The sequence below is a fragment of the Sodalis ligni genome, assembly GCF_016865525.2.
Taxonomy (GTDB): Bacteria; Pseudomonadota; Gammaproteobacteria; order Enterobacterales; family Enterobacteriaceae; genus Acerihabitans; species Acerihabitans ligni.
Genome location: NZ_CP075169.1, coordinates 2,462,123 through 2,474,980, shown reverse-complemented (window position 1 = coordinate 2,474,980; position 12,858 = coordinate 2,462,123). Strand labels below are relative to the sequence as shown.

Genomic DNA, 12,858 nt, shown 5'->3' with positions numbered 1-12,858 from the left:
GGTGTCGTTTGCAGATGTCGTCCGCATCACTTTGTGATCTCAATTCGGTCGGCACCCTGCCAGGCGGTGCTGTCACTGAGAATAATTTTGTCGCCAGCACGCAGTCCGCTGGTGATCTGGATGTAGTCCGCTGAACCTTGTCCAAAGTTAACTTTCATTTTGGTCGCAGAGCGTCCTTTATCATCCAGCTTATAAAGCATAGAGGGTAAGTTATTCTGCGCGAAAGGCGGACGTTCAACATAGAGCGAATGGTTAATTTTGTCACCGCGATCAATCCATCAACGCTCAGGTCGGGGCGTGCTTCCTGTGGCAGCGGTTGAGTAAAGATCACGTCAACTTTGACCGTGCCATCAGTGACTGCAGGGTCTACCCTGGACAACTCACCGGAAAACTGGCTGCGGCCGGTGTTAATCGTAACCGGCTGGCCGACAGCCAGGTCCCTTGACTGTAATTCGGGCACTTTGAGTTCGGCATAGAGTTCTTTTTCTTTTGCCAGGCGTGCAATATCACTGCCTATTGTCACACGCTGCCCCACCTGGACTTTAACATCCTGTAAAATGCCGTCGATAGGAGAGGTCACATTGAGCAAATTCACTTCTTCCTGGCTCAGTGACACTAGGGACTCCAATTTGTTAAGGCGCATTGTGTTCGCTTTAATATCGGCCTCCACACTCATTTTAAGGGTTTTCAATCGTATCTCTTCAAAACTCAACTTATTACGCAACTGCTCAGTATTAATACGCGTGGTGTCATATTCCAGCATCGTAACGGCGGCAATATATTTTTTTTGCGCGGCTAGAAGCGTGGTTGAACTGAGTAACCGACTCTTAGCATCAAATATTAACGCTTCTTGGTTAAGGATTTTATTTTGCAACTCGGCGTTGGTCGCCTCGGTTTCTGCCCGGCGCGCAGCAAGTTCAAGCTGATTCTCCTGCAATCGCTGTTCTAGCGCCGGGTTACTCATTCTTACCAATAATTGGCCCTTACTGACCTTCATGCCGGGCTTATATATCACCTCTTCCACCCGCGCATCGACATTGGCCGCAACCCAATTAATATCCTGTGGCAACAGTACCCCATTGCCACGCACTTCTACCGCGAAATCCCCGTATTTCACTTCCGCAATAGCCACGCTGCCACGCGAAATTTTATAGGGTGAAAACGATAGTTATAGATGGTTATCAGTAGTGCCAGCAGCAACACCCCGCCAGCGATAGCGTTCCGATACCGTTTTAGTGTTAATTTATTCCCAGACTGAGGGATTGAAATATCCATAATGATACCTTTTTTGATAACCTCTCAATACAAAGCACTTTTCATGCCAACGCCGAAAATTAATTATCATATTGAAATTTAAACAATTATTCTCGATGTCTTTTGCTGTGCATTTAATCAACCAAGGTATGAATCTCATTTATGGAACTGCCACTGGGATAACAACCCGTGTATGACCTGTTTTTCATGCTCAATCCCACAAATGATTGAAAATCCCACTATTGAGACAGAAAATTAATTCCTACCATTGAATCGTTTCGAAAATGGGATTTATTTTTCCCAAATCGCGATAACGAAAAATAGCAATGCTAAACAACAGGTTAAGATATAAGAAAACTGGCATAGCAATTGCTGAATTCATAACGGCCAGAAACATATGGTATTGATAAGAAAAATTACTCGCTATGAACTTTCGCAGAAGGAGTAAATATGCTGGAACGTAAATTTTCGCATGGTGAAAACACTTTTTCTCACAGGAAATAATGGACGATCTTGATAAACGACATTTGGCTATCTATGGTAAACATGCCCACACTGAGAAAGCCTTGTGTATTGTTAAAGTCATCAACCATATAGTTGAAAATATCTCTGAGGAAATCACACTGGAAGACCTGGAAAATATCTGTGGAAAATCCCGATTCGATATTTGTCGGATATTTAACCTCTTTTACGACGTCACGCCGATAAAATGGATGTGGAAGGTCAGGTTGGCCCTGGCCAGAGAGTTTATACACCTGGCGCCTGAATGGTCATTGACGGATATCAGCTATGCTTGTGGGTTTTCCTCACTGCCCCATTTTTCCAGAAGTTTCACTAAAACCTATAAGGAGTCACCACTTAAATTTAAGCAATGTGTGAAGAAAACAGTAAGCCCTATAATAAAGAAAGAATCTTCTGATTATGATTTTATTTTCGGCATTAAAAGAAACAGCTTTTCACGAAAGATGCTGATTAGCAACCTCCGGCATTTTTAATTGACAGTATAAAATAAAGTTCTTTATCAAACTTTTGATTTATTTTTTTCAACAGGCGCAATCTCAAAATTGGATTCTGGATAGATGAATAATTTTCTTTTCGGTATTGCTTAAGAAAATAGAAATATGACCAAATACAACGGAATCACGTAAGGCGCCATTGTGTCCCTTACCTTCAGTTAAGATTAATTCACTTTTTTCAAGGCATGGTTGAGTATCAATGCCTCAGATGAATCGATACTTACGTCTCCCTTATCATGCAATATCAGCACAGGGTTAGTAATTGCCCCGATCAATTCGGGGCCAATTACATCAGGATGGACACCGTAACGTAACTGATAGAGCCGTTTCATTGTTCCAGCAATACGTTTGGGGAGTTTATTACTGAAAACATATCTATCCATCATTTTACCGTAGCTGCAGGGCTGCTGATTAAAATCATTCTTTAAACAGCAAACCCTGTAACGCTGCCATACAACTTATTAACCCACCCGTTGAATGACCAATGACTACTGAGAAAGGTCCGTAGTGATGTTCTATGCACATCACAACTTGGGAAAGATCGTAGAAAGACACTTTTTACCAGGGAAATGCCGTGCGCCGGCAGGTCTGGCGCAAACACGATGTATCCCTGGGTTTGCAGGCGCTGCGCAAGTTGCCTGAACATAATGCTACGGCCGTCCCACCCATGTAACAGCAGTACTTTCTCCGCATGCTGATTGGATTGCGGGTAAATAAAATTTTCACAAAAGCCCGCCGCCAGAACAGATCCTCCTGCAGACAGTGACTGAGCAGCTCCATTTCCCCCTTCTTATAAGGCAGAGGCCGGGTTTTTTCAAATAAACGTAATGCGTACAAAGCGGAGAGATAGGAAGAAATCGCATGCAAAAAATACAGGTCGAATAAACTGATTAACCGACATGCGCGGATATAATGCGTAGCGGGCCTGATTCTTGCCCTCGTTAACAGGGACGGACGCAGCCTCATCATGACCAAAATCCGGAGATAATTCTGGTGGATCAACGAGAAAATGAGAAGAATCGGGTAAAAGAAACTATAAAACATTCTCGCTCCCGATTTTATTTGCCAACCGCCAGTATTCCCTGGCAAACGCTACAAAATAAATTAGGTTAAAATGATGATGAAATTCATAATCGTTTCTAATTGTGAAAAATAATGCCACCCGGCTAGTAAAATCGTGACCGTAATCAGTTCAATAATCACGGTTAAAACCAACACCCGGCGGGCTTGTTCCAGCTGTTCCAGCAACGCTTGTAAAGATGCAACAAAGGAAGTAAGGAAGAAGGTGGGCAATAAACTCACTATCATATGACTGCTGGCAGCCTGAATTACCGCATCACCGGAAAGAAGACTTATCAGCACTGCTTCACTGAAGTAGACGCCAAATGTGAATAAAATATACAGAAGACTGATAAATGCCAGCCCGCGATGCAGTAACCGTTTTAGGTCCTCGCCGGTACTGACGGACAACCGTTGATTAATCAATATGGCTAGGGCCGAGCCACAGGCCACCGCGGGGATAACAATAAACATCCTGATCTTTGTAATTATCAAGAAGGCGGCGGCATACTGTTCACCAAGTGTCCCAATCAGCGGAAATATAAGCAGCGAGCTGAAAAAAAGTACAATTAACGAGGCGAAAATCGGCATCCCCACCTGCAACAGCAACCCTGTGAGTCGCGGTACAAATGCGCCAGGCCGATCATCCTGCACTCGATGACCTATCCGCCAGACCAGCCATAAAGCAGCGGGAATGAGCAATCCGGATGCCAAGGCATTCGCCACGATAATGGCATAGAAACCCAGCTCGTAAACCCGATAGCAGATGTAGCAAATCAGGGCGTTCAGAACGATGTAGGTAATGACCAGGACCATGCTTAACGCGCTGTTCCCCTGGCCTCTGAGTGCGCTGTTACACATCTCAAGTTGAATGAACGGTAACATCGACAGGAAGTAGAGCGGAAGCACTGACGAATAAAAATCAGCTCCTGCGACCGGGAGCAGTTTCTGCAGCAGGGGGGAGGAGATGAATATTGCGCCACTTAGCAACGCTACAATCAGGATACCCATTGTTGCCAGTATTGATGTCGCCGTCAGTACCTTCTGCCTGGACCAAAGATTCAGGGACCTGGCACTGAATACCTGATTAGTAATAGCCAGGCATTCCAGGATTGCCAGATACATAAAACTGAAGGGCTGAATCATCGAAAGCAAATAAATCGAGTCAGTCTCGCTACCATGCCCGAAAATAGCCGTTTGGATGTTTTGCGAAAAAGAGACCGCAACGGCCACAATAATCATCGGCCAGGCCAGCTTCAGGAGGTCCGCGACATCCTTGCTAATGCTCTGGCGCTGTGACAGAACCATTTCTGATGAAGTATTCATATTTCCTCCTGTCCGCCCTCACACTACGGCATCGCGTAATGACCCGCCGTTTTGCCATACAGGCTGTAAATCATCATGGAAAGGTAAGAAAGTGTGTGGGTTGCACCAAGCAGATAACCATGGCCACCCATCAATTTTTCCGCCCTGTTGGTGAGCACCGTTATATGCCAGTGATCCGCCTCCACTCCCTCGAAGTCCCCTATGGCAAGTCGCATCCGCCACTGCAATAAAAGCAAACCCGCCTGGCTGCTGATATCGGCAAACTCAGCCTTAACCAATTGATGCCTTGTGGTTTTAATACCAAAGCTTTTTCGTGTGGATAAATGCCTCCAGCTCATTTCCAGCACGCGCATCAATAGCCCTATACGAGCGGCAACTGAGGCAATAAGCTGGGTCGCATTGTCAGCTTTCGAACTTTCCTCTTCGTTGTATTGAAGAGAAAGGCCGAGATAAGCCAGCACACGGTCCCACTCACTCACCCCCCGAATATCTACCGCCCCGTTTCCCGGCTGGAGTTGATGTCCTCCGCTAAATAATCCACTCAGCCGATCGGCAAATTCGTCACGTAGTTGCCTAACGGCCTCTGCCGGCTCGTGGTTCATAAACAGACAGTGAATCCGGTTAAACTCGTTCTCAGACATCTGAACTCTCCAATTGGAGGTGCTGCTCAATCCAATCGATCAATTTTCCGACCGTATTAAATGCCTCCTGATTGATTTGGTCAGGTTCAAACAACAAGCCAGGAATCTTTTCCTCCAGCACTAATAAAAACTGTACAAATAATACCGAATCAAGATCCAGGTCTTCGTTAAAATCCGTTTCCCTGTTGATAGACAGTAAGCGTAAAGCCAGCGCCGTCTGTTATATGGGCCCCAGGATGGGTAGGTTAGAGCTCCGTCTCATTTAGAAAGAGCTCTATTCATGGATAATCTCGCGAACTGGCGTAACGATCCCCGTAACGTCTATTCCAATGAATTTAAACTGCGCATGGTTGAATTGGCATCCCAGCCTGGTGCCAATGTTTCCCAAATCGCCCGCGAGAATAGCGTTGGCAGTAACCTTATCTTTAAATGGTTACGACTTTGGCAGCAGGAAGGTCGTATATCCCGGCGCCTGCCGGCCACGGTGACGTCGCCATCAAAACCGGCGTTATTGCCGGTTGAAGTGATACCCGAGTTGCCGACATCGGACACCGCTGTTGATAAAACCCGGCATTCCCGAGCAACATTACCCGCAGCAGTCAGCGCTCCATCCTGTTGTATCGAGTTCCGGTCCGGCAAAATGACGCTGGAAAATCTCTCCCGGAACTGTTGACGGTTGTGCTTCGGGAACTGACCGGGAGTGCCCGAGGATGATCCCACCCTCTGGAACCCAAATCTGGCTGGTTGCCGGCGTGACCGACATGCGAAAGTCCTTTAATGGTCTCGGTGAACAGATACAGCAGGCTCTCAATGAGAACCCTTTTTGCGGCCACCTGTTCATCTTCCGTGGCCGCCGTGGCGACATGGTGAAAATCCTTTGGGCGGATGCGGACGGTCTGTGTCTGTTCATTAAACGTCTGGAGCAGGGTCAGTTCGTCTGGCCGACGGTTCGCGACGGCAAAATCACGCTCACCCGGTCTCAACTGGCTATGCTACTGGACAAGCTGGACTGGCGCCAGCCTAAAACGACACGCCTTAACTCACTGACAATGTTGTAAAAAAATCACTGCTGCATTATAAAGGGGGGCATGAGTCAGGACTATCTCGCCCGTATCGCTGAACTGGAACGGCAGCTTCACCAAAAAGACCAGCAACTCAGTCTCGTTGAGGAGACTGAGGCCTTCCTGCGCCAGGCGCTGACGCGGGCGGAGGAAAAGGTAGAAGAGGAAGAACGTAAAAACGAACGCCTGCGCGCGCAGTTGGATAAGTTGCGTCGGATGCTGTTCGGTGCCTCCTCGGAAAAGCTGCTGCGTGAGGTTGACAACGCACAAACGGCACTCGAGCAGAGTGAACAGGACAGCGACCGGCGCACCGGCCGGGTGGATGACCCGCAGGTTCCCCGCCAGTTGCGTCACTCCCGGCACCGTCGCCCGCTTCCTGAATCTCTTCCCCGTGAGATAAACCGTCTGGAGCCCACAGAAATCTGTTGCCCGGAATGTGGCGGTCGGCTGGACTACCTGGGTGAAACGAGCGCGGAGCAGCTTGAGCTGATACGCAGCGCCCTGAAAGTTATCCGTACCGTCCGGGTGAAAAAAGCCTGTGTGAAGTGCGACTGTATCGTTGAAGCTCCAGCGCCAACGCGCCCCATCGATCGGGGCATCGCCGGTGCCGGTCTGCTGGCCCGCGTGCTGACCTCGAAGTATGCCGAGCATGTGCCGCTGTATCGCCAGACGGAAATCCTGGCGCGTCACGGTGTGGACCTGAGCCGGGCGCTGCTCGCGAACTGGGTGGATGCGTGCTGCCGTCTGATGGCGCCGCTGGAAGAAGCCCTTTACCACTACGTCATGGCCACCGGCAAACTTCATACCGATGACACGCCGGTGCCGGTACTGGCGCCAGGCAAGAAAAAGACCAAAACCGGTCGTCTATGGACCTACGTCCGGGATGATCGTAATGCCGGTTCATCAGATCCGCCGGCGGTCTGGTTCGCCTACTCGCCGGACCGGCAGGGAAAACATCCCAAGCATCATCTTCGTGACTTCTATGGCGTGCTGCAGGCGGATGCGTATACCGGCTATGACCCGTTGTTCAGCGATGAACGCGAAGGCGGCCCACTCAAGGAAGCGGCCTGCTGGGCTCATGCCCGGAGAAAAATCCACGACGTGTATATCCGAACGAAAAGTGCGGGCACGGCGGAGGAAGCGCTGGTGCGTATCCGTGAACTGTATATCATCGAAGCCGAAATCCGGGGACTTGCGGCAGAGGAGCGACTGAAGGCACGGCAGGCGCGCAGCAAGCCGTTGCTGGTCTCACTGCATGACTGGATACAAGAAAAGATGCTGACGCTGTCGAAAAAATCGCGGCTGGGCGAGGCCTTCGGTTACGCGTTGAATCAATGGGATGCCTTGTGTTATTACTGCGAAGACGGTCTGGTGGAAATAGACAACAATGCGGCAGAGCGCACCCTGAGAGCCGTCACCCTGGGCAGAAAGAACTACCTCTTCTTCGGTTCAGATCATGGTGGCGACAGGGTGCGATGCTGTATAGCCTGATCGGCACGTGCAAACTCAACGGCATCGATCCTGAAGCGTATCTGCGTCATGTCCTCAGCGTTCTGGCAGACTGGCCGATAAACCGGGTGGCAGAACTCCTACCCTGGAATGTGGATCTTACTGCGGAATAACAGTCAATACGGCGCTGGATATACGCTTACGATAGACACGGTCTCAGACATAACATCATTAATAGCTTCATTTACTGCGGACAGAAGATTTAACATGTAACACCCCGTTTTCTATGTTTTTCGATTAAGACGCATGATAGGGTTATCCCCATACCCATGGCGACACAGAGAATTCTTTTCCTTCAAAGTTTTCTAATAACACAGATAAATTAAAAGTATGTCGGAACAATAAGCATGCCCGTAGACAGAAATATGCTCAGTAAACAAGTGCCCATGAAAATTGAGTTTAACAGCCATTCTCTTCAACATCGGTATATCCATATTGCCTGGTATGATAGCGTCGACACTTTCAATTGAAATGTTGAATTTGTTCAACACATAGAGGTAAAATCATGATATTCCTGCTCCAGTGATGAATAAAGTTCTCGCCTGCGGGCTGCAGGAACATTCCGATGATTATCATAAAATGACGACAAATGTCTGACGGCAGTCTGAGTCACATTCCAACGCGCACGCCCAGCGTTAAGCAGCATGGCTGCGGGCACTTCGGCCATCAAGCTATTATCAAGTCGATTGATATCGCTATGAAAAGCTTTTCTCCCGTCAACAAGACCATTGATTCTTCTTTTTATTATTCTGTTTTTAATAAATGAATGGCCGACAAAGCAGACGCACAATGGTTTAGACTAATAGTCAATATATCCCAGTGACCTATTCCACAGGAGGCCGCTATATCGTCTAACCAGTGACTGTCAAAAAGTATTGTGCGTTTGAGTTTTCGCATAGACCAGACACCCTTTCAGCCTTTTCACATTAGGATTTGCGATAACAAGCGTTGAAACCGTATCCCGCAGCATCTCAACATGGGTGCTGGGAAACATGGCCAATGATTGTAACGAGTAATAGCGTTCCAGAACTTTACAGGCGCCAGGTTTTAAATTATGAGATTGTTCCAGTGTATTTAATGGTTTCAAGGAGACACGGTCTGACAACCAACATAAATAATTAAGTGGCAGCATCGTAATGTTCTCAAAGGTGTTATTTTAAGTTTATTATGAATTTCATACATAATCCCAGAAACAATAGATACTTTTGCCTACAATTGCTTAACAGGCCAGAATGTCCCATTTTCAGATCCCGAAAATAAAATTTTCACCACGCCTAGAGGAAAACAATGGCAGTGGGTAAGTACAGAAAATCTAAAATTTAAGATTTGTTTGATGAAGTATCAAAGAAGACAAACCTTTGTGGCCCTACCCCAATTCGGTATAGATTGGAGCAGTTATTCAGCAGGGATTTTGAGGTTCCATGGCAGGAGATCTTTGGTCTTATTGATGGGATGATCCGCGCGATTATCGCCAGCATATGGCGCAGATACGCTTCCGGCTGCACTGACTGAGCGGCTAGTGCATAACAGCCATCGACTTGAACTGATCGGAGAGCCACTGAGAAAAGTGGCGCAATCCGATCATGACGAGTAAAACCAAGAACAGAAAAAACGCGCGATCGGAATCGCCGAATCAGCGATGGCAATCAGCGAAATATGCAGCACAGGATTCCGGCATAGGGTCAGTCCGGATTTTTTCAGACCATGAGCAGTTTCGCCGTGGCATCAACGTCTATCTCATCTTCCGAGAAGATTAACGTCGTTCCCTGGTAGGTGAAGATCGCCAGTTTTTTCAGCGAGCGCATTTCACCAGGCTTCGCGGCTGATTTTGGCCTGATACTACTCATCAGCACACCCACAGACAGCACCGCATTTTCTTTATCAATATGGGTATCGGCAGACACTTCTTCGCTGTAAACCAGGTAAGACTTGATCGACGTAAGCTTAAGGCGCTCGCCTGCGATATAGATGTATTTGCTTTCCGGTACGACTTTCACAGCATACGCTGACAAACCCTTGTTATTAGTGCTGGCCTCGAAAGTCACCGCCGCATCTTTCTTAATCGACTCCGGGTTGGCGACCTTAATCACATGAAAATAACGGTTATCACCATTTTCATCTTTGATAAATCCAAAACCTTTATCTTTAAACCACTTTGTGATCGTTCCGTTCATCGCCATTACCGCCTACTTAATCGTTTATCTACTCAGTTTTTGCAGCGAGCAGTGTAAAACACAATGTTTGCGCAAACTACGTTTTTGGTTTAAGTCTGGATGATAAATGCCTGGTATGCGAGGAGGATGGACAGGTAAAGGCGTAAGCGACGCCGAGTGAAACGCTGCGGCCAGACGTGGCGAAAGAGTTAACGGGGCTGCTGAGTATAGGGTCTGACTGCTGGCGGGGGTTGTGGAAACGCTCAGCGGGTTCTGAAGTAATGCGCTCATGGCTACTCCTTGCATCCCGCTCCTTGTTGTTCTATTGACTGCCCCATCTTTAAGGTCAAATCAGGGTCATCCCGATTGGATTGAGCATTGACCCTGATACCTGCATGCGGCAAAGCTCTCCAATATGACAAATCCCGCTAAGCCGCTTACCCGAGCCGGTCCCTAATCCACAATCTCTATATTGACCCACCGGCTATCGGCGCGTCCGCGATCGTCGACCGCCCGGATGCGATAGCGTCCCTTATTGATGGGCCGCCAATCGATTGCCGATTTATTGGCGGAGCTGCCAAGATAGATCTCATCGACAAACCAGTACACCGTTTGGCTGTCGGCATCCGTTACCGCATTAAATGAAATCCGGTCTTGCCCCTGCTGTGATTGCCTCAGCGTATAAGTGGTATTCAGCAAAGGTGACGTAATGCGCGGCGGATTTCCGCTGACGTCCACAGCGTCATCTTTACAGCGATTCACCGGTGGCTTGCGCTTTGGCAAACCGGCCTGCGCAAATACGTTTGCCAGATCCGACGGCCAGAACTCGAATACTTCGATACGGGTTTCCTCTTCATTGTAAGGCCGACAGGCTACCTCGCCGGTCAGTTTATCCAACCGCACCGGGCGGTAAACCGTGTCGACCTTGATCGGAGACTTACCGGGAATAAACCAGGTTATTCCTTTCTGCTGACACCAGGGTGTGGATAAATCCCCGCTGGCGAGGCAGATTTCGACCCGCTTGAGCTGTTTGGGAAACGGATGTTTCGGTTCTTGCAAAGCGGGATAACTGGCGTTGATGCTATCGATAATATTGAAGAACAGCGGTGCGGCGGCATCCGTACCAACAAACACATTATTGCCTTTACTATCGAAATTCCCTTCCCACACCACCAAGACATAGGGACCAAAAATCCCGGCGCTCCAAGCATCGCGAAACCCCCACGAGGTACCGGTTTTCCAGTACACCGGCAACGCAGTGGGCTGCTGTACCAGCGTATCGCCGGGACGACGGTGCTGGCGCAGCATATCGAGTGTCATGAAACTGGCTTCTTCGCTCAATAACCTTGTCGGCGCTGGGGTCGGATCGTTTTTTTGCATCCGCAGCGGTAGGAGTTCGCCACGATTCGCCAGTAAAGCATACAGTTTTGCCAATTCCTGCATCGTCACCTCGCCGCCGCCCAATACCAGCGACAGACCATAGTGGTTCTCGCTGGACATATTGGAGATGCCGGAAACCCGCAGGAACTGATAGAACGTCGGCCGCCGAAGCTGCGAAGCGACATATACGGCGGGAATATTACGGCTGAAGTTCAGGGCATCGGTCCCGGTGACCGGTCCGAGAAAACGCCGGTCAAAATTCTCAGGCGCATAGGCGCCAAATGCCGACGGCACATCTTTCAGGATGGTCATCGGATGCAGCACCCCCCTGCTCCATCCCCAGCGCATAAATAAAGGGTTTGAGCGCCGAACCCGGCGAACGTTTGGCAGTAGTGCCGTTTACTTGCCCCTGAATGCCGCGATTGTAATAATCGGCCGACCCCACCAGCGCACGTATGCCCATATCACGGGTATCCACCAGCAGCACAGCGGCATTATGGATACCACGGCTCTCGTTACGGAGTATAAAGGCATTAATCTGCCGCTCGACAAGCCGTTGTAAACCAGCATCCAGCGTAGTGTCGATGCGGGTATCCGTGCCTATATACTGCCGATTTTGCCGGCGGAGCTGCTCGATGAAATGCGGCGCGATATAAGGCATCTGCTCGGGCTGACGCAGCGCCAGGGGCAACCTGAACAATGCGTTCTGGCTGCTGTCGGCTGAGTAATACTTCTGCCAGCGTTGAAAGAGCCGGTTGCGCGCCTGCACCAGCACGGCGCTTAACACGCCGGTTTTGACATCAATACGGTAACTCGGCGATTGCGGCAACACGGCCAGCGTCAGCGCCTCCGGCAAGGTCAGATCTTTCGGCGCCTTATTAAAATAAATCAAGCTGCCCGCGCCTATGCTTTCGATATTGCGGCCATACGGCGCGTAGTTAAGATAGGCTTCAAGAATGTCGTGTTTGGAATAAGCCAATTCCAGCTGCACCGCACGCAGCACCTGCATTATTTTGCCCGACGGTGTGCGGGTGTTCAGATGCCAGCGCATGCGCGCCAGTTGCATGGTGATGGTCGAGCCACCCTGCCTTAGTCCACTCGCAACATAACTGCGCCAGAAACCCCGTATCAGGCTGAACGGGTTGAAGCCGGGGTTGTAGTAAAACCAGCGATCTTCATGCAGCAACAAGCCTTGAACCATCAATGGAGTTACCTGTTCCAGCGGTGTCCACAAACGGTAGCGGTCGTCATTAGCGAGAGTGATACGCATCAGCGTACCCTGCCGGTCATAATAGACAGACGAAAAAGGCTGCTCCCGGGAAAGCGGCGGATGAGGATACAGACGGCACGCCAACGCGATCAGCGCCAGTAGAAAAACCGCCATGGCGATATTTTGCAGCAGGTATTTAATTGCTTTGAGAACAGAGTGAAAAATGTTCATTTTGTTACTCGGCACAGG

The 12,858-nt window shown here is 49.1% G+C and carries 9 protein-coding genes and 3 pseudogenes; 5 read left to right on the top strand and 7 right to left on the bottom strand.

The features are described from left to right. Positions 1 to 26: 26 nt before the first annotated feature. Both GTU79_RS30985 and GTU79_RS11520 read right to left on the bottom strand, forming a co-directional pair. Positions 27 to 158, bottom strand: a complete 132-nt coding sequence (locus GTU79_RS30985; protein ID WP_275956928.1) for a hypothetical protein — start codon at positions 156 to 158, stop codon at positions 27 to 29. Beyond that, positions 155 to 1,132: an HlyD family secretion protein gene (locus GTU79_RS11520; RefSeq protein ID WP_253073545.1), complete on the bottom strand. Its 978-nt coding sequence runs from the start codon at positions 1,130 to 1,132 to the stop codon at positions 155 to 157. The genes GTU79_RS30985 and GTU79_RS11520 overlap by 4 nt, the downstream gene beginning before the upstream one ends. Before the next feature lie 625 nt (positions 1,133 to 1,757). Between GTU79_RS11520 and GTU79_RS11515 the strand changes: the two genes are divergently transcribed. Beyond that, positions 1,758 to 2,249 carry a helix-turn-helix transcriptional regulator gene (locus tag GTU79_RS11515; protein WP_253073544.1) on the top strand — a complete coding sequence of 164 codons (492 nt, stop codon included), beginning with the start codon at positions 1,758 to 1,760 and terminating at the stop codon, positions 2,247 to 2,249. Between the two features lie 1,125 nt (positions 2,250 to 3,374). Here GTU79_RS11515 and GTU79_RS11510 read toward each other — a convergent pair. From GTU79_RS11510 to GTU79_RS11500, 3 genes are read right to left on the bottom strand one after another with little or no spacing between them, the layout of a single operon-like run. Continuing rightward, on the bottom strand, positions 3,375 to 4,655 hold the full coding sequence (locus GTU79_RS11510; RefSeq protein WP_253073543.1) for an MATE family efflux transporter: 1,281 nt from the start codon (positions 4,653 to 4,655) through the stop codon (positions 3,375 to 3,377). Positions 4,656 to 4,678: 23 nt separating this feature from the next. Further along, a complete protein-coding gene (locus tag GTU79_RS11505) occupies positions 4,679 to 5,296 on the bottom strand; it encodes an acyl-CoA dehydrogenase family protein (protein WP_203521825.1) in 618 nt (205 codons plus the stop codon). Then, positions 5,289 to 5,456, bottom strand: coding sequence for a hypothetical protein (locus GTU79_RS11500; protein WP_253073650.1), 168 nt, complete (start codon positions 5,454 to 5,456; stop codon positions 5,289 to 5,291). The genes GTU79_RS11505 and GTU79_RS11500 overlap by 8 nt, the downstream gene beginning before the upstream one ends. A gap of 120 nt (positions 5,457 to 5,576) precedes the next feature. Between GTU79_RS11500 and GTU79_RS11495 the strand changes: the two are divergent. The 4 genes and pseudogenes from GTU79_RS11495 to GTU79_RS11480 all read left to right on the top strand — a co-directional run bounded on the left by GTU79_RS11495 (position 5,577) and on the right by GTU79_RS11480 (position 8,632). Next, positions 5,577 to 6,010 (top strand): annotated as a pseudogene (locus GTU79_RS11495) (transposase). After that, entirely contained in the window at positions 6,007 to 6,354 is a 348-nt protein-coding gene (gene tnpB / locus GTU79_RS11490; protein ID WP_214513950.1) for an IS66 family insertion sequence element accessory protein TnpB, read from the top strand. Before GTU79_RS11495 ends, tnpB begins: the two are co-directional and overlap by 4 nt. A gap of 30 nt (positions 6,355 to 6,384) precedes the next feature. After that, a pseudogene (gene tnpC / locus GTU79_RS11485) lies at positions 6,385 to 7,979 on the top strand (IS66 family transposase). Between the two features lie 476 nt (positions 7,980 to 8,455). Continuing rightward, positions 8,456 to 8,632 (top strand): hypothetical protein, encoded by a 177-nt coding sequence (locus GTU79_RS11480; protein ID WP_214513949.1) that lies wholly within the window; start codon positions 8,456 to 8,458, stop codon positions 8,630 to 8,632. Positions 8,633 to 9,563: 931 nt separating this feature from the next. On the opposite strand, the gene GTU79_RS11475 is transcribed toward GTU79_RS11480, so the two are convergent. Both GTU79_RS11475 and pbpC read right to left on the bottom strand, forming a co-directional pair. Beyond that, the gene (locus tag GTU79_RS11475; protein ID WP_203521826.1) at positions 9,564 to 10,046 is read right to left on the bottom strand and encodes a cold-shock protein; all 483 of its coding nucleotides are present in this window, start codon (positions 10,044 to 10,046) and stop codon (positions 9,564 to 9,566) included. 426 nt (positions 10,047 to 10,472) lie between these two features. Beyond that, positions 10,473 to 12,840 (bottom strand): annotated as a pseudogene (gene pbpC / locus GTU79_RS11470) (penicillin-binding protein 1C). Positions 12,841 to 12,858: the final 18 nt, after the last annotated feature.

Excerpts from the sequence above, each read along its gene's own strand:
- GTU79_RS30985 (WP_275956928.1), bottom strand. The coding sequence starts at position 158 with ATGAAAGTTAACTTTGGACAAGGTTCAGCGGACTACATCCAGATCACC.
- GTU79_RS11515 (WP_253073544.1), top strand. The coding sequence starts at position 1,758 with ATGGACGATCTTGATAAACGACATTTGGCTATCTATGGTAAACATGCC.
- GTU79_RS11510 (WP_253073543.1), bottom strand. The coding sequence starts at position 4,655 with ATGAATACTTCATCAGAAATGGTTCTGTCACAGCGCCAGAGCATTAGC.
- GTU79_RS11505 (WP_203521825.1), bottom strand. The coding sequence starts at position 5,296 with ATGTCTGAGAACGAGTTTAACCGGATTCACTGTCTGTTTATGAACCAC.
- tnpB (WP_214513950.1), top strand. The coding sequence starts at position 6,007 with ATGATCCCACCCTCTGGAACCCAAATCTGGCTGGTTGCCGGCGTGACC.
- GTU79_RS11480 (WP_214513949.1), top strand. The coding sequence starts at position 8,456 with ATGTCTGACGGCAGTCTGAGTCACATTCCAACGCGCACGCCCAGCGTT.
- GTU79_RS11475 (WP_203521826.1), bottom strand. The coding sequence starts at position 10,046 with ATGGCGATGAACGGAACGATCACAAAGTGGTTTAAAGATAAAGGTTTT.